The 19,753-nt window shown below is 42.1% G+C and carries 22 protein-coding genes and 1 riboswitch; of the genes, 17 read left to right on the plus strand and 5 right to left on the minus strand.

Annotation, left to right across the window (positions count from 1 at the left end; translation table 11 throughout):
- Window positions 1-124: 124 nt before the first annotated feature.
- The 4 genes from G3R48_RS15190 (at window position 125) to G3R48_RS15205 (ending at window position 3,926) form a co-directional block, all read left to right on the plus strand.
- Window positions 125-1,462: a coproporphyrinogen III oxidase family protein gene (locus tag G3R48_RS15190; RefSeq protein ID WP_153666071.1), complete on the plus strand. Its 1,338-nt coding sequence runs from the start codon at window positions 125-127 to the stop codon at window positions 1,460-1,462.
- Window positions 1,463-1,587: 125 nt separating this feature from the next.
- Window positions 1,588-2,454 (plus strand): PfkB family carbohydrate kinase, encoded by an 867-nt coding sequence (locus G3R48_RS15195; RefSeq protein ID WP_153666072.1) that lies wholly within the window; start codon window positions 1,588-1,590, stop codon window positions 2,452-2,454.
- A 321-nt stretch (window positions 2,455-2,775) separates the two neighbouring features.
- Window positions 2,776-3,477 carry an MOSC domain-containing protein gene (locus G3R48_RS15200; protein ID WP_212593386.1) on the plus strand — a complete coding sequence of 234 codons (702 nt, stop codon included), beginning with the start codon at window positions 2,776-2,778 and terminating at the stop codon, window positions 3,475-3,477.
- A 35-nt stretch (window positions 3,478-3,512) separates the two neighbouring features.
- Window positions 3,513-3,926 (plus strand): DUF4870 domain-containing protein, encoded by a 414-nt coding sequence (locus G3R48_RS15205; RefSeq protein WP_153666073.1) that lies wholly within the window; start codon window positions 3,513-3,515, stop codon window positions 3,924-3,926.
- Between the two features lie 174 nt (window positions 3,927-4,100).
- Here the strand turns inward: G3R48_RS15205 and G3R48_RS15210 are convergent, their stop codons facing one another.
- Window positions 4,101-5,750, minus strand: a complete 1,650-nt coding sequence (locus G3R48_RS15210) for an electron transfer flavoprotein-ubiquinone oxidoreductase (protein ID WP_153666074.1) — start codon at window positions 5,748-5,750, stop codon at window positions 4,101-4,103.
- Window positions 5,751-6,011: 261 nt separating this feature from the next.
- Window positions 6,012-6,145: riboswitch (molybdenum cofactor riboswitch) on the plus strand.
- Between G3R48_RS15210 and moaA the strand changes: the two genes are divergently transcribed.
- From moaA to G3R48_RS15265, 11 genes are all read left to right on the plus strand, one after another.
- Entirely contained in the window at window positions 6,133-7,113 is a 981-nt protein-coding gene (moaA, locus tag G3R48_RS15215) for a GTP 3',8-cyclase MoaA (protein WP_153666075.1), read from the plus strand. (Overlaps the previous riboswitch by 13 nt.)
- A gap of 92 nt (window positions 7,114-7,205) precedes the next feature.
- Window positions 7,206-7,649: a cyclic pyranopterin monophosphate synthase MoaC gene (gene moaC / locus G3R48_RS15220; protein WP_380714277.1), complete on the plus strand. Its 444-nt coding sequence runs from the start codon at window positions 7,206-7,208 to the stop codon at window positions 7,647-7,649.
- Window positions 7,650-7,721: 72 nt separating this feature from the next.
- A complete protein-coding gene (gene moaD / locus G3R48_RS15225) occupies window positions 7,722-7,970 on the plus strand; it encodes a molybdopterin synthase sulfur carrier subunit (protein WP_153666077.1) in 249 nt (82 codons plus the stop codon).
- A 10-nt stretch (window positions 7,971-7,980) separates the two neighbouring features.
- Window positions 7,981-8,448 (plus strand): molybdopterin synthase catalytic subunit MoaE, encoded by a 468-nt coding sequence (moaE, locus tag G3R48_RS15230; RefSeq protein WP_153666113.1) that lies wholly within the window; start codon window positions 7,981-7,983, stop codon window positions 8,446-8,448.
- 20 nt (window positions 8,449-8,468) lie between these two features.
- Window positions 8,469-9,263, plus strand: coding sequence for a molybdate ABC transporter substrate-binding protein (gene modA, locus G3R48_RS15235; RefSeq protein ID WP_153666078.1), 795 nt, complete (start codon window positions 8,469-8,471; stop codon window positions 9,261-9,263).
- Between the two features lie 2 nt (window positions 9,264-9,265).
- Window positions 9,266-9,946, plus strand: a complete 681-nt coding sequence (gene modB / locus G3R48_RS15240) for a molybdate ABC transporter permease subunit (RefSeq protein WP_153666079.1) — start codon at window positions 9,266-9,268, stop codon at window positions 9,944-9,946.
- Window positions 9,927-11,036, plus strand: coding sequence for an ABC transporter ATP-binding protein (locus G3R48_RS15245; protein WP_153666080.1), 1,110 nt, complete (start codon window positions 9,927-9,929; stop codon window positions 11,034-11,036). The genes modB and G3R48_RS15245 overlap by 20 nt, the downstream gene beginning before the upstream one ends.
- A gap of 123 nt (window positions 11,037-11,159) precedes the next feature.
- The gene (locus G3R48_RS15250; RefSeq protein WP_153666081.1) at window positions 11,160-11,693 is read left to right on the plus strand and encodes a hypothetical protein; all 534 of its coding nucleotides are present in this window, start codon (window positions 11,160-11,162) and stop codon (window positions 11,691-11,693) included.
- 8 nt (window positions 11,694-11,701) lie between these two features.
- Window positions 11,702-12,379 carry a response regulator transcription factor gene (locus G3R48_RS15255; RefSeq protein WP_153666082.1) on the plus strand — a complete coding sequence of 226 codons (678 nt, stop codon included), beginning with the start codon at window positions 11,702-11,704 and terminating at the stop codon, window positions 12,377-12,379.
- A 34-nt stretch (window positions 12,380-12,413) separates the two neighbouring features.
- The gene (locus G3R48_RS15260) at window positions 12,414-13,688 is read left to right on the plus strand and encodes a sensor histidine kinase (RefSeq protein ID WP_323741280.1); all 1,275 of its coding nucleotides are present in this window, start codon (window positions 12,414-12,416) and stop codon (window positions 13,686-13,688) included.
- Window positions 13,689-13,846: 158 nt separating this feature from the next.
- Window positions 13,847-14,548 (plus strand): TIGR01621 family pseudouridine synthase, encoded by a 702-nt coding sequence (locus G3R48_RS15265; protein WP_153666115.1) that lies wholly within the window; start codon window positions 13,847-13,849, stop codon window positions 14,546-14,548.
- A 36-nt stretch (window positions 14,549-14,584) separates the two neighbouring features.
- Here the strand turns inward: G3R48_RS15265 and G3R48_RS15270 are convergent, their stop codons facing one another.
- Complete coding sequence (locus G3R48_RS15270) at window positions 14,585-15,751, minus strand: GGDEF domain-containing protein (RefSeq protein ID WP_153666083.1); 1,167 nt, start codon at window positions 15,749-15,751, stop codon at window positions 14,585-14,587.
- A 38-nt stretch (window positions 15,752-15,789) separates the two neighbouring features.
- The gene (locus tag G3R48_RS15275; protein ID WP_153666084.1) at window positions 15,790-16,998 is read right to left on the minus strand and encodes a GGDEF domain-containing protein; all 1,209 of its coding nucleotides are present in this window, start codon (window positions 16,996-16,998) and stop codon (window positions 15,790-15,792) included.
- A gap of 185 nt (window positions 16,999-17,183) precedes the next feature.
- On the opposite strand from G3R48_RS15275, the gene G3R48_RS15280 reads away from it, so the two are divergent.
- Window positions 17,184-17,351 carry a YqaE/Pmp3 family membrane protein gene (locus tag G3R48_RS15280; RefSeq protein ID WP_153666085.1) on the plus strand — a complete coding sequence of 56 codons (168 nt, stop codon included), beginning with the start codon at window positions 17,184-17,186 and terminating at the stop codon, window positions 17,349-17,351.
- A gap of 87 nt (window positions 17,352-17,438) precedes the next feature.
- Window positions 17,439-17,636, plus strand: coding sequence for a DUF2986 domain-containing protein (locus G3R48_RS15285; protein ID WP_153666086.1), 198 nt, complete (start codon window positions 17,439-17,441; stop codon window positions 17,634-17,636).
- Between the two features lies 1 nt (window position 17,637).
- Here G3R48_RS15285 and moeB read toward each other — a convergent pair whose 3' ends face one another.
- Complete coding sequence (moeB, locus tag G3R48_RS15290) at window positions 17,638-18,405, minus strand: molybdopterin-synthase adenylyltransferase MoeB (protein WP_153666087.1); 768 nt, start codon at window positions 18,403-18,405, stop codon at window positions 17,638-17,640.
- A 10-nt stretch (window positions 18,406-18,415) separates the two neighbouring features.
- Window positions 18,416-19,669 (minus strand): molybdopterin molybdotransferase MoeA, encoded by a 1,254-nt coding sequence (gene moeA, locus G3R48_RS15295; protein ID WP_153666088.1) that lies wholly within the window; start codon window positions 19,667-19,669, stop codon window positions 18,416-18,418.
- Between the last annotated feature and the right edge of the window lie 84 nt (window positions 19,670-19,753).

Below are 19,753 nucleotides of genomic sequence, written 5' to 3' on the forward strand. Positions count from 1 at the left end.
ATTAGTGATATGTGGTTCACAGTTTATATTTTAACATTTATGTAAGATGATCATCCGTCACGGTCGTTAATTGTAACTAAATAATGAAATAGCTATTTAAGTTGTTATTTCTCTTGGAGTATTGATGTCTTCTTCGATTATATTACCTGATAACAAAATTATTACCCCTTATCAGGCAGATATTACTGTTCCTAATTGGATGGTGAGTTCACTTGAACGGGTTATGCAGTACTTTGTCGACAAGAATTTAAGGCTAGATACTATTTCTGCCGACCGTATGCCTAAACCTGTTGAGGGCAAAAAGTATATGTTGTATGTGCATATTCCTTTTTGTCACACCTTGTGCTCATTTTGTACATTCCACCGCTTCTTATTTAATGAAGAAAAAGCTCGTGCTTACTTCATTTCTCTGCGTAAAGAAATGCAGATGGCAAAAGACTTAGGTTATACCTTTGAGTCTATGTATATCGGTGGCGGTACGACAACCGTATTAGAAGACGAATTAGCGCGCACCATTGAGCTGGCCAAGACCTTGTTCCCTGAAATGAAAGAAGTGTCTTGCGAGTCAGATCCTCAGCATTTAGCTAATCCTGAATTTAGGCAACTACAAGGCCTAGTCGACAGAATGTCGGTTGGGGTACAAAGTTTCGATAACGGCATCCTTAAGATGACGGATCGTCTAGACAAGTTTGGTACCGGTGAAGAAACCTTCGACCGTATCATGGCGGCCAAAGAGTTATTCCCTATTATCAATGTTGATTTGATCTTTGGTTTTAAAGGCCAAACTCAAGAAATTATTCAATCTGATTTGGACATGGCGTCTAAGTTAGATCCGCGCCAAATCACAACATACCCATTGATGATCACTCATCAAACACGTAAAAGTGTTAAAGGTAAACTTGCCGCGCCTCATGGTGAAATGATGGATCAATATCGTCAAATTCTAAATAGCCTTGTGGGTCAATATACACAACTATCTGGTTGGGCGTTTGGTAAAACCAATGATGAAGGTTTTGACGAGTACGTTATTGATTATGACGAATACCTTGGTATTGGGTCAGGTTCATTTAGTTTTTTAAATGACACGTTGTATGTGAACACCTTTTCATTACGTAAGTATCAAGAACGGATTTCACAAGGCCGCATGGCTGTTGAACAGCAAAAACGTTACCAAAAGAAAGAAATCATGCAGTACCGTTTCTTGTTAGGCATGTTTTCTGGTCGTTTGTCCCGTCAGTATTTTCGCGACAATTTTAATGTGAATTTAGATACTGCATTATTTAAAGAAATGTCGTCAATGAAAGCCATTGGCGCAATTAAAAATGATCCAAATAACCCAGATGACATTATCGTGACTGACAACGGTAAGATGATGGGATTAGTGATGATGAAAGAGTTTTACTCTGGTATGGACAATGTTCGCGCCCAGTTACGTAAGCCGTTAGCAAAACAAGATATGTAACTCAACGCGTGATTTTATTTAAGTAAATATATAAACAACGGCAACTAGGTAGTTGCCGTTTTTTTTTATTCGCGTAATCTCATGACGATTAGATGACAGTCTGCTGTTAACAAGTGAGAGTGAATATGGCAAATATCTTATTGCTGGCAAATATTAACTGTGACCGTATTTTAACCTTAGATAAGCCCCTGCAAACGGGTGGTCGCTTCCATTATGACGATGGTGGATTACGCCTTGGTGGCGGTGGCGCAAATACTGGTCTTGGGTTAGTTTGGGCGCAACATAAAGTGGCCGTGGTGAGCCAAGTTGGTGAAGATGACACCGGTGACTGGGTATTAGCTAAAGCAGGCACGTTAGGGCTAGATTGCCGTATGGTGCAACGTTATCCAGGTAACACCTGTGAAATGTTATTGGTGATGACCCCTGATGGTGAGCGCACCATTATTCGCTCGAAACGGCCTCCTTTTATCCTACCTACTCAACCTAAATGGCAAAATTGGCAAGGGTTTTATATTAATTCTGAAGCCCAAAACCCTGCGATATGGTCAACGGCTGCAATGGCACAAAACCCAGACTGTCTAGTGGTTGCACAGCTTGGCGATGCGGAGCAACCACTGCCTTGTCATGTGCTTATTGCATCATTGTCTGACATGCAAGCACGTTGCAATTGTGACTTTTGGCAATTTGGCCGCAAAATAGCAGGTGAGAACTTACGTTACTTTGTCGTAACCGATGGTGAAAATGGGGCGATAGCTTACAGTGAACGTTCACCGATTAATGTTGCGGCCGTTACCACCGAGGTGGTTGATACTACAGGAGCAGGCGATGCTTACGCTGCTGGTATGATTGATAGCTTAGTCCATGGACAAACGATGGTGAAAGCGATGCAACAAGCTGCCATTTGGTCTAGTTTTGCCGTAGCGACTAAAAGTTCTGTTCCTGGTAAAGCATTACTGGCATATATTGAGCAAGCATCCCAAAGCGAAGCTTAAGTGTCATTAAACTGTCATTATCGCTTGTTAGTTTGTTATTCGTTAGAGGTGTTATTGCGTTTAGCCTCATGAGGTCTTGTCTCCCCACAAGGCCTTTTTTAATGGTTTTTTCAAATAAGTGTCACTTGATTGTCATCAATCGTTCTTATGCTATGTGGGTGAATTTGAGGCGTGTCCATGCTTGCTCCCACAGGTATTTTGCCTCATTCATTCCCTTGATTTATGTTGGTTATTTAATTGCCCTGCCATGTCGGTAGGGCTTTTTTTATGACGAATTTGCGTATATTGTTGCTATAACAATTTCAAGATTAAGGAATAACGGTGACTCAACAGTTAGTTAGTCGGTTATCTGGTTTATACGCAGGGGATCAAGTCGGCCTTTATGCTGGCGTTGAAAGTACCATTGCGCACAAACATGCTGTTGAGCAACTGGTTGTTCAATTTACTCAAATCCAAGGCAATCGCGAGGCGGACTCAAAGCATCATGGTGGGGGTGACCGCGTGATTCATCATTTTCCGCGTGAACATTATGGTCAATATCGACGTTGGGATATGATCAGCGATGGTCGAGATGCGCCAAGTATGGGAGAAAATATTTCCACGGTAGGGGTGAGTGAGCATGAGGTGAATATTGGTGACATTATTCAATTTGGTGAGGTTATTGTGCAGGTTACTCAGCCGCGTGCACCTTGCTTTAAATTGAATCGTCAATTTGGCCATCCTCAGTTTGCGTTGACCATGCAAAATACTGCCCTGTGTGGTTGGTTTTATAAAGTATTGTCATCAGGCGTGATTCATCAACATGACAATATGGTGCTAATAGCGCGGTGCAGTGATATCAGCCTTGCTCACGCGATGGAAATTTACTTTTCGGTCGAGTTTGATCAGCAAGCGTATCAACAACTACTTGGGTGTGAAGGACTAGCGAGTAGTTGGCAAACAAGTCTAGCGCATCGACTTGATACAGGCATAATTGAGCCGTGGGAAATGCGGCTTTATGGGGAGAATGTCCCCCCGAAATAACCAACCGTCGCGACATTTATCATTAAGGGATTAGTATGCTTGAAGACAAAGCAAAAATTGATAAAGGTGAAAGAACAATTGGGATGTTGGTTCATGCAAGCAGCCTAAGTGGCTTTTTTTTGCCATTGGGTAATGTTGTCGGACCGCTAGTGGTATGGCTGCTCAAGAAGGATCAGTTTGAGTTTGTCGATGAATGCGGCAAAAATTGCATCAACTTTAAAGTGAGTGTGTTGATGTATTATTTTTTGATTGCCGCTATGGTGTTATTTCCACTTTATAGTGCTTATTCACCACTGCAAATCGAAAGTCGCTTTTCGTTTGCTGGCATAGCATTAGTCAGTGGGTTTGTTTTGGTCGTGGTTGATATTATTTGCACTATTGTGGCAATGGTAAAGGCAACAGACGGTATTGCTTATCGATATCCATTGACGGTAAATTTCATCCAATAATCTTAATGATTTTGGTTATTAATGATGATGCCACTCATGGCGATTAGCGCATTTGTAGCGTGGCTAACGCCTATTTCCTTATATCAACGTAGCGCTACTGTAAATAAAAGGGCGACAGGATAAGCAAATCAACACGCCTATCGCCCATATGTTATTTGTGCTAACGAGCTGAAATTACATATTTGGGTAGTTTGGCCCGCCGCCGCCTTCTGGTGTTACCCAAGTGATATTTTGGCTTGGGTCCTTAATGTCACACGTTTTACAGTGGATACAATTTTGGCCATTGATGACCAATGATTGTTTACCTGCCTCTTCAATCACTTCATACACACCAGCAGGACAATAACGTTGAGCGGGTTCGTCAAATTGAGCTAAGTTAACTGAAATTGGAATACTTTTATCGGTTAACTGCAGATGACAAGGTTGATCTTCTTCATGGTAAGTGTTTGATAAATATACCGATGATAGTTTATCAAAACTCAATTTACCGTCTGGTTTTGGGTAATTTATCTTCGCAAAATCAGCGGCTTTACCTAATGCGGCATGATCAGGCGTGGTGTCTCTAAAGGTGACAGGGAACTGACCGCCAAACCAATTTTGGTCAACAAAGTTAAATGCGCCGCCCAGTAAAGTGCCAAATTTATGCAGGGCTGGGCCAAAGTTGCGCGAGCTGTGTAGTTCTTCTTGTAGCCAGCTGTTCTCAAAACGAGTTTGGTAACAATCAAGATCTTTGCCACCTTCAAGCCCAGCTATGAAGCCTTGACCGAGGGTTTCGGCGGCTAAAATGCCACTTTTCATTGCAGTGTGAGTGCCTTTTATTTTGGCAAAATTAAGTGTGCCGGCATCACATCCCACTAAAAGGCCACCTGGGAAAGACATTTTTGGTAGCGAATTCAAACCTCCTTTGGCAATAGCTCTGGCACCATAAGTTACTCGTTCCCCACCGCTAAGGTATTGTGCAATCACTGGGTGGGTTTTATAACGCTGAAACTCATCAAAAGGGCTTAAATGCGGGTTTTTGTAATTAAGGTCGACAATTAATCCAACCGCAACTTGATTATCTTCCATGTGATATAAAAAACCACCACCAGAAGCGCCGTCAACTAATGGCCAGCCACCAGTATGAACCACTTTACCTTGTTGATGTTGTTCTGCGGGGATTTTCCATACTTCTTTAAAGCCTAAACCATAATGTTGAGGTGTTTTGCCATTATCAAGGTGATATTTGGTGATTAACTGCTTACCTAAATGCCCACGACAACCTTCAGAAAATACGGTGTATTTGGCATGCAGTTCCATTCCGGGCATATAGCTATCTTTGGGTTTACCATTTTCCCCAACCCCCATGTCGCCAATTAAAATGCCTTTGACAGAGTTATCTTCATTAAATAGCACTTCACTGGCGGCAAATCCGGGGAAAATTTCAACGCCAAGGTTTTCGGCTTTATCGGCTAACCAGCGGGCAAGGTTACCGACGCTGATAATATAGTTACCATCATTGTGCATCGTTTTAGGTACAAGACTGTTTGGCATTAATCGAGATTTGGTGTCTGAATTCAACAAATAAATATCATCATTTGTCACTGGGGTGGTTAAAGGTGTATCGCTGCTACGCCAGTCGTCAAATAATTCATCGAGCACATCGGGCTGAAAAACGGCACCTGATAAAATATGTGCACCGACTTCAGAGCCTTTTTCAACAACACAGACTGTGATTTCCTTATTGGCATCTTTTGAGATTTGCATTAAACGACAGGCAGTTGCTAAACCGGCAGGGCCTGCGCCGACGATAAGTACGTCGAACTCCATTGATTCGCGTTCCATTTTCTCACCTTTAATTATGAACTTTCCCCGTACGTTGCGAGGTGTTTTGTTGTCATGAAACGTATTGAATTAACAGCAAGCTAGCTGCTAACGTAAACGTTCATTTCTAGGCTAACTTTACCGCAAATTTGAGCTATGTCACAGAAGAAAAAGTACTTGATACGAAGTGAGATGGCTCACAAATAGGCAAAACCATTGCGCTAATGTGTTAAAAAATGATCATTAAAGCTATTCGTCGCCCTCGAAATAAGCCTATAATTAAATCTGACGGTTCTCCGAGCTTTCTTTCCTACGTCATAAGATACGGGAAGTTCGCCGTGGTAATTTTGCCACCGGGGTGAGTAAAGAAATGAACTCACCTCCCACACTTGGAAAGGTTAACATGTCCCAATTACAGGATAATTTTGGTCGTAGATTTCATTATTTACGCATGTCAGTCACTGATGTATGTAACTTCAAATGCACTTATTGTTTGCCCGACGGCTACCGCCCTGATGGTAAACCTAAATTTTTGTCCTTAAATGAGATAGAAAACTTAGTCACTGCATTTGGTGAAGTTGGTACCCAAAAAATTCGTATCACGGGCGGTGAGCCTTCACTGCGCAAAGATTTCAGCGACATCATCCGAATTGTTGCTGATAACCGCAATATTAAGACCATTGCAACCACCACTAACGGTTACCGCCTCGAAAAAAATGCCCAACAATGGTATGACGCGGGATTACGCCGTATCAACGTTTCTGTTGATAGCCTCGACCCAAAGATGTTTCACCAAATAACCGGTGAAAATAAATTTGACGAAGTAATGCGTGGTATTGATGCGGCTTTAGAAGCTGGATTTGAGCGTATTAAAGTTAATGCGGTATTGCTCAAAGGCATGAACGATAAAGACCTACCTCAGTTTATTAATTGGATTAAAGATACCCCAATTGATTTACGTTTTATCGAACTGATGGAAACCGGTTTAGGTCATGACTACTTTACTGCCCACCATTTATCGGGATTAGACATTAAGCGCCAGCTGGAACGTGATGGCTGGTTATATGACTTACCTAATGTTGATGATGGCCCCGCGCAAAACTTCAGCCACAGCGATCATAAAGGTCGTATCGGTTTGATTATGCCTTACGCCAAAGACTTTTGTGCTTCTTGTAACCGTTTACGTGTGTCTGCCAAGGGTAAATTACATTTATGTTTATTTACTGAAAATGGTCTAGATTTGCGTGACTTACTACAAGATAGCTCGCAAAAAGCAGAGTTAATCGAGCGTTTGCATGGTCAGCTAGCCCAAAAGAAAGAAACTCACTTCTTACACCAAGGTGTCACTGGCGTTACTCAGCATTTAGCCTCAATTGGCGGTTAATCCAGTTACCCATTCCTACCTTATTTAATGATTAAAAGGCCAAACTCATGAGCGAGCGTTTTACCCATATTAATGCCGATGGCAATGCCCACATGGTTGATGTAACCGATAAAAATGTTACCGAACGCGAAGCGCGTGCAGAAGCATTTATCAATATGGCTCCTAGTACATTAGAGATGATCGTCAGCGGCAGCCACCATAAAGGTGATGTGTTTGCTACGGCTCGTATTGCTGGCATTCAGTCAGCTAAAAAGACGTCTGATTTGATTCCACTTTGTCACCCTTTAATGCTGACTAAAGTAGAGGTTGAACTTGAAGCTCAACCTGAACATAACCGTGTGCGAATTACGAGTTTATGTAAATTATCCGGTAAAACCGGTGTGGAAATGGAAGCCTTAACCGCAGCCTCAACTGCTGCGTTAACCATTTACGACATGTGTAAAGCGGTTCAGAAAGACATGGTTATTTCGCAAGTGCGTTTATTAGAAAAACGTGGCGGTAAATCTGGCCATTTCACTGCGCCTTCAGCACAGTAATTGAGTTAGTCGCTAATTGATTTAATCACAACCAAGGTGAGCGGTTATATGTTCGCCTAAAAGAGAAACGATATGATCCAAGTATTATTTTTTGCCCAAGTCCGTGAGTTACTCGGTACAGCCAAAACAGAAGTCAACGCCGAAGGCATTGCTACTACTGAGCAGTTACGTGCAGCGCTAGCTGCAACGGATGACAAATGGGCCAAAGTGTTAACCTCTGACAAGTTATTAGTGGCTGTTAATCAAACGATGAGCCAATGGGATACTGCGATTAAAGCAGGCGATGAAGTCGCATTTTTCCCTCCAGTAACAGGTGGTTAATATGAACGACATGGCAAACACCAATCAAGCTAAGGTTATTGTTCAAACCGCTGACTTTGACGTTGCGAATGAATACTCGTTGCTCGCTAATGATAATAGTGACGGTGCAGTGGTTAATTTTGTTGGCAAAGTGCGCGACTTTAATGACGGCAGTGTCGTGACTGATTTAACCTTAGAACACTACCCAGGAATGACTGAGTCAGTACTTAATCAGTTAGCCCAACAGGCTTATGAACGCTGGCCGCTAAACAAGGTCACCATCATTCACCGCGTCGGTACGATGGCCTTAGGTGAACAAATTGTATTTATTGGTGTAACTAGTGCACACCGTAAAGCCGCTTTTGCTGCTTGCGAGTTCTTGATCGATTTTTTAAAGACCAAAGCCCCATTTTGGAAATTAGAAGCAGGTGACGATGGCGATAAGTGGGTCGAAGCCCGTGATAGTGACGAGCAAGCAGCGAAAATGTGGCAAAAATAGTTATTAATTAGGAGTTTGAAATGAACAAACAAGGTTTTATGGGCAAGTCTCTTGCCGCCTTGATGGTTGTGTTGGGCTGTGTATTTACTTTCAGTGCAACAGCAAGTGATAACGATGTGCCAGCCATTGCGGCGGCGTCGAGCATTCAATTTGCGTTAGATGATATCTCAAAGCAATTTACTAAAGACACTGGTAAGCATGTGCGTATTTCATACGGCTCATCAGGTAATTTCGTTGCTCAAATAAAACATGGTGCGCCGTTTGAGTTATTTCTGTCGGCAGATGCGCGTTATACCGAACAAGTGAAAAATGCTGATTTAGGTGAGGGTGACAGTGTTATCTATGCGGTCGGCAAATTAGTTGTTGCCGCACCTAAAAATAGCCAATTAACAATTGATGGCAACCTTAAAGGGTTAACTCAATTACTTAAAAGCGGTAAGTTATCGCGCTTCACTATTGCTAACCCGCAGCATGCGCCATACGGTGAACGTGCACAAGAAGTGCTAGAAAATCTGGGTTTATGGCAACAAATTCAGCCTAATTTGGTCTTTGGTGAAAACGTATCGCAGGCGGCACAATTTGCCTTGAGCGGTTCAACCGATGGTGGACTAGTGGCAATGTCATTAGCCAGTGCAGATCGTTTCAAGAAGGTTGCTCAATATATTGAAATACCACAAAAACTTTATACTCCACTTAATCAAAAAATGCTTTTATTGAAAAAATCTGGTGCAACCGCACACGCTTTTTATCAATATTTGCAAACACCTACGGCACACGCTATTTTCAAAAAATATGGTTTTGGTGTAGGTAAGTAACAATGAATTGGGAAGCATTAAGTCTTTCGTTTAAGTTAAGCTGTTATACCGTACTTTTTTTAATTCCCTTGTCGGTATTCGCTGGCAGACTGTTAGCTTTTCGTCAATTCAAAGGTAAGTCATGGGTGGAGGCGCTGATTATGGTGCCTCTTGTCCTTCCTCCTACTGTTATTGGTTATTACTTGTTGGTAGGGTTAGGCAGCCAAAGCTTTATTGGGCGCTGGGTTGAGCAAATATTTGGTCAACAACTGGTGTTCCATTTTTCTGGTCTTGTTATTGCCTCTATGTTGGTCAATATTCCCTTCGCTGTGCAACCTATTCAACGAGCGTTTGAAACGATTCCTGAAGATATCCGAGATGCAGCCTCTTGTTGTGGAATGAGCGCGTGGGCTACTTTTATTAAAGTTGAAGTGCCTATGGTGTGGCCGGGCATTTTGACCGCATTCGTCTTGTGTTTCTCACATGTGTTAGGTGAGTTTGGGGTGGTATTGATGCTCGGTGGTAATATTGCCGGCGAGACCAAAACTATTTCTATTGCTATTTATGACAGTGTGCAAGCATTTGACTTTAAAGCTGCAGGTACGATGTCACTTATATTATTACTTTTTGCTATCAGCGCATTAGCGATAACCACAAGCTTATCTCGCCGAATTGGAGGGCAAAATGGTCGTCGAACCCGCTGAATTAAATTGCAATATTCAACAAACATCACCGATTCCACTTAGCGCGAGCTTTCATTGCCGCGCTGGAGAAGTGCTTGCCGTTGTTGGGCCTTCTGGGGGCGGTAAAACAACGTTGTTGAGAATGATTGCCGGTTTGTCACAGCCTCAATTAGGACAAATCTCATGTGGTGAAAGCGTGTGGTATGACGGTAAAACCAACACATTATTGTCACCGCAGCAGCGTCATATTGGTTATATGCCGCAACACTTTGGCTTGTTTCCAAATTTAACCGCTGAACAGAACGTTATTGCTGGGTTAGATCATATCCCCAAAGCTGAGCGCCCATCGCGCGCGCTTGATTGGCTTGAAAGGGTTAATTTACATGGTTTACCCGATAGACTGCCGGCAAACCTTTCTGGTGGGCAGCGTCAACGTGTTGCTTTAGCACGTGCATTAGCGCGTCAACCAAAGGTCTTGCTGCTAGATGAACCTTTCTCAGCAGTCGATAGAGAAACCCGTGAGCGGCTTTATATTGAGCTTGCACGGTTAAAGTCGCAGTTATCTATACCGGTAATTATGGTGACTCACGACATTAATGAGGCGTTGTTGTTGGCTGATAACATGATTTTAATCAGTCAAGGACAAATGCTCCAGCAAGGTCGGCCATTTGATGTATTGTCGCATCCTCATAATGAGTCTGTGGCAAGGCAAATGGGCCTACGTAATATTTTCGACGGTGAAATTATTGAAATTGATTTTGAGCGGAAAATTACCCGTATCAAAATGGGCGAACATATCATTGTCAGTGACAATGTACCTAATGTGAAGGTGGGTCAAACCGTGCGCTGGGTTATCCCTAATCAAGGGATTCGTTATAATTCGATTAGCCGCGGGCGTTTATGCCGCAGTATTAATAAATTTGATGTTATCGTAGAATCACTACTGGTGATGGGGGAGTCGGTAAGGGTTATTGCAGCTATTGCAGGTATCTCTGCTAAAATTAATACGGATATTCCAGCGCACCTGGCAGCTAAGCTGTGTTTGAAGGTCGGGCTTGAAACCACATTAGCGCTAAAATCAGAACAAGTGCATATCTTGGCTCCTGAATAGAAATAGTGTTTGCTTATATTAGTAAAATGATATTTATGATCAATTATTAATCTTGCAAACCTTGGGTCTTGATCCGCTCTTATGTAAAGTAGCAATGTAGAATATTATTAGTTGAGGCTCGCAATGTTTCGGTTGCTTTTTGCACTTTGTTTACTTCCCTTTAGCGCGTTAGCTTTTGCAACGCCGACGATTCAATCATTACTTAATGATGGTAATTATATTGCCCCAATTAAAGTGATGAAAAGCTTCGAATCACAGTATCGTCAACGTACTATTTGTGGTTTCAATGTTGAAGTTGATAATCAAAGTTTGGTTTACACATTATCAATGGTTGACCTTGCAACCGACACTCGTACTTACTTTCATATTCGAGCAGCAGACGGAAAAATTCTGGGCCAAAACCTCGAAACAATTGTTGCCGACAAAGAAGAACAGGTTCATGCTGTTAAAGTATTACAGAAAAAACGCATGACTTTTAGCAAGGTAGTGAAAATGGCTCGTAAAAACCATGCTGGTTTTTTAGTTCAAGCTGACCTAGACCACGACCTGTCAATTAGCTATGTTGAATTAAAATTATTGAATCAAGATAGCAAAAAAAGTACTGCCGCGTTTGATATTGAAAATCTCCGTCCTTTACCGTTACTAAAATGGAATTGATCACACCTATGCGTATATTAATTGTTGAAGATGATGCCACCACGCTAAAGTATGTCACTGAAGGGTTTACTGCCCAACAATATCATGTCGATAGCGCTTCTGACGGCCAAGAGGGGCTAACCCTTGCCAAGCATAATGACTATGATTTAATCATTTTAGACCGCATGCTCCCTAAGTTAGATGGCTTAACGTTATTAAGTGCCTTACGAAATTGTGGCAATGTGACTCCCGTTCTTATTCTATCGGCCTTGAGCCATGTTGATGAACGCGTAAAAGGGTTGCGTGCTGGTGGCGATGATTACATGACTAAACCGTTTGCATTTGACGAGCTATTGGTGAGAGCGGAAAAACTGGCTCAACGTAATCAAGTGCAACCGGCATTAACAGACCTTGATGTTGGCAGCTTAAGTATGGAGTTGTTAACGCGTAAAGTGACTCTCGATGGCCATGATTTATTGCTGCAACCGAAAGAATTTCAACTGCTTAAGTACTTAATGGAAAACCCAAATAAAGTGATTAGTCGAACATTATTGTTTGAAGCCGTTTGGGATTACCACTTTGACCCTCGTACCAATGTTATTGATGTACATATTGCTAAATTGCGTCGTAAGTTTGAAGAGTTGGGTTACGGTGAACTTATTGAAACCGTCAGAGGGGCCGGCTATCGCCTTTGCAAAGGTTATTAAGCCTTATCAAAGTAGTGCGTGGCGCATTACCTTTATTTTCTCCACTGTCGTCACCCTGTTAATCATCTTGTTGGTGTCAGGGTTGTATCGACAGCTGGTCACTGAACAACAAGCTCAAGTCGATACCCACCTTGACGCTGAAATGCTGCGCTATCAGCAGCTTGCACTATCAGTCGACCGCGTTAGCTTTGCGGCGCAAGTTAGGGCTGCTGACCCTAAAACCGCTTTAGTTGTATGGCAAAATAACGTTGATATGGTTGGAGCGCTAACCTTCTTACCTGACGATATGCCGTTATTACCTGCAACGAAAGAATTCCCTATTTTTACTGGTGGCCCAGAAAAACTGCATATTTTAACCGGTGGTATCGCGACGACCCGTTATGGTCCAGTGTTAATTGCCACTCGTACTGACCAATTTGCAACATTGATTGAAAACTTCTTTAATGCCACATTTTGGGCTGTGGTATTTATGTTGGTGCTCACATTGGCTGTGGGCTATGCGTTCTCTAAAGCTATTTTACGACGTATTGTTCAGTATAATCGTCTAAGCGAAGAGGTTGAGGCAGGTCATTACAAAACCCGTTTGCCTTTGAGCAAGCACCATGATGAATTTGATATTATGGCCAAACAGTTTAATTCGGTATTAGATACCTTGGAGCAAAATCTCCTCGCAGTACGCGGTGTGACCGATAATATTGCTCATGATTTACGTACTCCATTATCACATTTACGTATTGGTATTGAACAACTTGCTCGTAAACCACAGCATGATGTCGCTGATGCTACCGCCGACTTACTTGAAGAGCTTGATGGTTGTTTAGCCACCTTTGATGCCATGCTATCGCTGACACGTATTGAAGAAGGTCAACAAATGCTTGATCTACAACGGGTGGGCTTAAATCATCTTTGCCAAGACTTGTTTGAAATGGCCGAAGTCATGGCTGAATCAAAAGATCAACAGCTGACGTTATCAGTGGCACAAGAAGTGGAAATACAAGGTGATAAGCACTTGTTATTTCAGGCTCTATTTAACCTTATTGATAATGCAATTAAGTACTCACCTGATGGTGCTAAAATTAGCATCACCCAAAAAGATAAACTTATTGTGATTGCCGACAACGGTCCAGGTATTGATGGCGCAGATAAAGAGCGGGTATTTGAACGCCTAGTTCGTTTAGACCCAAGCCGTCATTACAAAGGAACAGGTCTTGGGCTATCGATGGTTAAAGCGATTTTATCGCGCCACCAAGCGGTGATTACCTTATCAGACAATAATCCCGGTCTTATCGCCAGTATTCAATTTCAATAACAACGGCAATATTTATCAGTTTCCAAGTGAATCATTACGCTTACCAACGGCGGCATTAAATTTGCGTTGAGCAACCGCTTTGGTGCTAAATCGGGTAATATAGCCGCATCCACAACTGCCCATATATATCGACCAACTTGATGACCCAAAACAACGCCATGTATCAGATTATTAGTCAACAAGATGACTTTATTATCATTGATAAATCCCCTCAAGTGCACTTTCATAGTCAAGATAGTCAGGCGGGGGTCGTGGCCAAGGTTGAACAAGATTTAGCAATAAAACTTTTTGCGGTACACCGTTTAGATACGCCCACATCAGGGCTGTTAATTTTGGCTAAATCAGCCGCTGCAGCGGCAATATTCACCCAGATGTTTACAGCACATCAAGTGCAAAAATATTATCTCGCCATTGCTAAAGGCAAGCCAAAGAAAAAGCAAGGTTGGATTATTGGTGATATGGCAAAGTCACGTCGGAGCATGTTTAAGTTGCTACGTAGCCAAGATAATCCAGCGGTAACACAGTTTTTTTGTTTACCGCTATTTGATGGGTTTCGGTTGTATTTATTAAAGCCACATAGTGGTAAAACCCATCAGTTACGGGTTGCTATGGCAAGTATTGGCGTGCCGATCTTTGGTGATCCACTCTATGGTCATACCATTAAGCCATTACATAATGAGCAACAACCGTCGCGTTGTTACTTACATGCTTATTCACTGAGTTTTACTTATCAAGGCCGGGTTTTTAATTTTCAATCACGACCTAGCCAAGGCGATTTGTTTACCCATGACGACAGTGTTTCGTTGTTATCTGCACAGTGGGCGGCTCCTGCATCTTTGGCTTGGCCTGAGCGTAAATAACCGTGTGAATTAGCATCATTTGGGCTGTAAAAGGCGTTATGGCGCCGCTCGCACACAATTACGACCACTGCTTTTAGCTTGATACATTGCTTTGTCTGCCATGCTCAATAAATTTTCTGCATCCACATGTTTACTAATTGTCGCTACTCCAAAACTGGCGGTAACATGCACTTTTCCTTGGTGAGTGATGACAACCATTTCATTGAATAAAGCGCAGCACCGCTTTGCTACCACCAGTGCTTGAATTTGATTGGTGTCAGGCAAGATCAATAAAAATTCTTCACCGCCATAACGAAATACATCATCGTTATGATGTATCGAAGCCCTGATATGTTGTGCTGTTTGGCGCAGAACCTCGTCACCTACTGTATGGCCATACGTATCATTTATGTTTTTAAAGTGGTCTAGGTCGAACAACAAAATGCTATAGACGCTGTTGCTGTGCAGCCAGTGTTGATGGGTGCTGCGTAATTTTTCCGCTAAACTGTGGCGATTCCATATTCCTGTTAATTCATCAATATGCGCAAGATTACTGATTTTGGTCATCAGATTATTCACCACGTTTGCCATGATTAACATGTTCATCCCTAAAATAAATAAGATATAGAGCCATAAAACAGGTTTTGATTCATAAGTATTGAGCATTGCCAGCGTTCGGGCTAAATCAGGTTGGATCAGTAAGGCAATCCCTTTAAGTAAAAACAACATCCCAAAAACAGTGGTTGGAATAACGAGAGAATAAATCGCAAATGAGGTGGGACTGGCTTTATAGGCACGATAACAATCCAAGGTTAAGCCACAAAAGAAGCCTGCAGCAGCCAGTGATAAAATACTAACAAGGTAAGCAGCAAATTGTGCTTGTGGAGGTACTAATAACATCAGTGTCGCTGCAGATAAAATGATCATCGTATTTTGTCGCCAGGTCGATGGCAACTTATCTAGCATTTGAGTGCCGCTACGCAGCGCGGCAAATCCACATAAGATGATGATATCGGCGAATAGCCAATGTAGGTAGCTGGCGGCGTCTGTCCTGTAGGTGTATAGGTACATTCCTACCAACACGCAGCCATTTGCCAATGCAAAGCGTATACATGTTTGTGGCACAATACGCATTGGAACCACCATTAATGTCCAACAAATCGTGGCTAACGCCGACAATAAGCAGATCACTTGAACCAGAGTTTCAGCTGAATTGTGTTCCATTAATCTATCTAATTATATGTTGTAAAATAATCAGGGCGCTAAGTCGTGCTATTGACTCTAACATGGTTGTCGTTAACGCCATCACGTTCGAATAACGCTTTGTGCCAAAAACAAATGTTGTTGCGTCCTTGCTTTTTTGCTTCAAACATCGCTTCATCAGCTTGCTTTAATGCCTGTTGATAGTCACTAGACTTTTGACATGTTGTGCCGCCAATACTGACTGAAAAAGTCAATTTTTTTGCTTGCCAAAGTAAACTGGATTTATTGACAGTTCGTTGAATTTTCTCAGCCACAATAGTGGCTTTATTTTCAGGTGTGGACGGCAAAATAATCAAGAATTCTTCATCGCCATAACGACAAATAAAATCCATTTTACGTAATGAGCTGGTTAACAGTTGTGCCATGTGCTGCAATGCGGTGTCACCTGCAATATGGCCATAGTAATTATTGATACGTCTAAAGTGGTCTATATCAATCATTAAAATACTGTACATATCACCATTAAGACGCCACTGTTCATCAACCTGTTCCATTTTGGTTCTTAATGCATGCCGATTCCATAATCCTGTGAGTGGATCTCTAATTGCTAATCCTTTAATTTTCTGAACTAAACGAGTAATCGCATTGCCAAAAAGGACAATATTAACGATGAGTAGTAAGATAATGTATGTCCACATTGGTAGTGGATTTTCAATGCTATTAGTCGCGGTTAAATACATCATGTAATCAGGGTTGATGACATAAAGCGCTGCACGGGCAAGAAAAACCAAGCTGACAATCGATAGCGGAATACTCAGTAAAGCAGCGTAGGGGAGCGACATGACCTTTCGAAAGGTCATGAAGTTGTCCTTAGTGATCATCGCAAAAATATAAGCAGAGACTAAGCTCATGATAAACACAAAGTAAGCGGCATAAGTGAGTTGTGGAGGCACAAGCAACATTAACAACGCTGCGCTAATCAATACGATACTATCGGACAGAGTGTTAACTTGTTGTTTAAATAGATACTGGCTTCCCCAGCGTATTAGCATAAAACCCAATAACATCACCATATCGGCAATAAACCAGCTGGTGTAGCTGATGTCGTTATTACGCAAGGTATATAAAAGAAACCCAGAAACAATAGCTATGTTGGCTAATGCAAAACGCAAACTGGCTTTAGGGGCAATTTTTAACGGGTGGACTAAAAGCCCCCATGCAAAGGCACAACTTCCGGCGATTAAACATAAAAATTGAGCATAAATCATAAGGCTGCGTGTTTTTTATTGTTGATAATTCGCGTTGTCATAATGAATTAAGCTGAATGTTTACCTCAGAATACGGATTATTAAAGATGGTTGATAGCAATATTTGTGCTGGTTTACAACTTGTAGCGTGTGTTACTTTTATGACCACAATGGACTTAAAAGACAAATCTCGTATAAGGTAAATTATGGATATAAAAAAATTACTTTTGATCATCATCGCAATTTTATTACCGCCAGTGTCAGTACTGCTAAGTAAAGGTGTCGGTAAAGATTTATTGATCAATGTATTACTGACTATTTTGATGTTTGTGCCCGGCATCATCCATGCAATTTGGGTGCTGTTTCAAGATTAATCTTGATGATGAAGCATAAAAAAACACAGCCCAAGCTGTGTTTTTTTTATTTATAATGACGCCAAAATACTCAAGTAAATGATCGCCATGAACCGTAAAAAGAAAATTAATCAAACCTTGAAGGCAAAGGCTAAAAAGGCCAATAGCAAGTTTCATAGTAACGGCAAAGCTAAATACATTGCCAAAGCAGACCGTGTTGCGACAGACGTTGGTGAGCAAAGTACTACAGCAGTCGAAAGTGTGATTAAGGAACAAGCAAACACTGCCGCTCCATTAGAACAATGAGTTAGCTATTATTCCCACACACTGGGCATTGTTGCTGCTTAGGCAGTTTCATCGCTCGAAACTCCATGGTCATCGCGTCAATCATTAAGATTTTACCCGCAAGGGTTTCACCAAACTCCGCAAGGGTTTTAATCGCTTCTGTTGCTTGTATACAACCAACTAACCCCACAACTGGCGCTAAAATACCGGACTCTACACAGGTTAAATGCTGCTCACCAAATAGGCTGCTGTAACATTGATAGCAAGGGCTGTGTTGCTGGTAATCAAATACCGTGACCGTCCCTTCCATACGAATAGCTGCCGCTGAGATAAAGGTGATCTTATGCTTGAAGCAGCTTCGGTTAAGTTGTTCTCTTACAAGTACATTATCGGTACAATCGAGAACCAAATTATTTAATTCAACTAGGCGCTCTAGCTCAGCTTCATCTAATAAGCGATTAATTGCATTTACTGTAATGTACGGGTTTAGCTCAAGCAGCGAGGCTTTTGCTGAGTCTACTTTTGCACTACCCACATCACTATCATGGTGTAAAACTTGGCGTTGCAAGTTAGAGGTTTCAACATGATCAAAGTCGACCAAGGTGATTTCACCAACACCTGAAACCGCTAAATATTGAGACGTTGCACAACCTAAACCGCCAGCACCAATCACTAATACTTTAGCTTGTTTGAGCTTTTCTTGGCCTTCAAAATCCATCGCTTTAATAGAAATATGGCGGCTGTAACGTAAAATCTCTGCGTCAGACAAAATATCATCTTCAATATTCATGTAGTTCTCGCTAGCTTAATACGGTGTTAAACGGTTCAACAATGACAGTGGTGCCCGCCGCAGTATTACCTTGTTGTTGCTCTAACAGCACAAAACAGTTTGCCATGCTCATTGATGTCAGCATGCCCGAACTTTGCCCACCTGTGGTGGCGACTTCGAGTTGTCCGTTGGCGTTGGTGGTTAAAATGCCGCGCTGATATTCAAAACGCCCTGGAGACTTTTTGATGTCGGTAGTTAGCGTTGCTTGACATGTTAATGGGGTCACTGGTGCTAAGCCTTGCATTTTATTAATAATCGGCCACACCAACTTATAAAAGGTCACCATAGATGATACTGGGTTGCCCGGTAAACCACAGAAAATAGCTTCGCCAAGCTTGCCAAAAGCAAAAGGTTTACCCGGTTTGATGGCTAAACGCCAGAAAGTAATTTCACCTTCTTCAGACAATATTTGCTTGGTATAGTCTGCATCGCCAACTGAGACTCCGCCAGAGGTTAATACCATATCAGCTTTGGCTGCTGCCTCTTTAAATGCGGCTCTAATCGCTTCTTTGTCGTCGCGGATAACGCCTAAATCTAACCATTCAATGTTGGCCTTGGTTAATAGGCCTTGAATAGAATAACGATTTGAATCGTAAATTTGTCCCGGCGCTAACTCACTGCCGACGGGGCGAAGTTCATCACCGGTTGAAAAGAAAGCCACTTTTATGCGGCGTTTCACTCGCACCTGACTAATACCAATTGTGGCTAACACGCCCATTTCACCGGCACGAATAATACAGCCTTGGTGTAAAACTTTGCTGCCCGCTAAAAGTTCTTCCCCTTTAAAGCGCACGTTTTGTCCTGCTTTACGCACGTCTTCAATGGTAATGATATCGTCATTTGCCTGGGTTTTTTCTTGCATTTGCACGGTGTCGTAACCTGCAGGTAGCGGCGCACCAGTCATAATTCGAATACAGGTACCTCTAGCGGTCTCACCTTGATAAGGGTGACCGGCAAATGAGCTGCCAACTAAAGTAAGCTGCTGCGAATCGGCATTGGGGTCGATATCGGCAAAATTAAAAGCATAACCGTCCATCGACGAATTATTAAAAGGAGGTAAGTCGATACCAGAAGCTAAATCTTCAGCAAGTACTCTGCCGGTAGCTTGGGTTAAGCTGACTAATTCAGTGTCTTGTGTTGCTTCAACTTGGGCTAACAATAGCTCAATGGCTTTAGCTGGGTGCAGCAAAGCAGGTTGAGTACCAGGGGCTTGAGTTGTTAACATTGTGGCTTCCTTTAAAGTACTTAAAACTGTGTTCAATGATGACATCGCAATAGTATGCCATGAAGTCTATAAATATGGGATTAC

Source organism: Shewanella intestini, from assembly GCF_018221465.1.
GTDB lineage: Bacteria > Pseudomonadota > Gammaproteobacteria > Enterobacterales > Shewanellaceae > Shewanella > Shewanella intestini.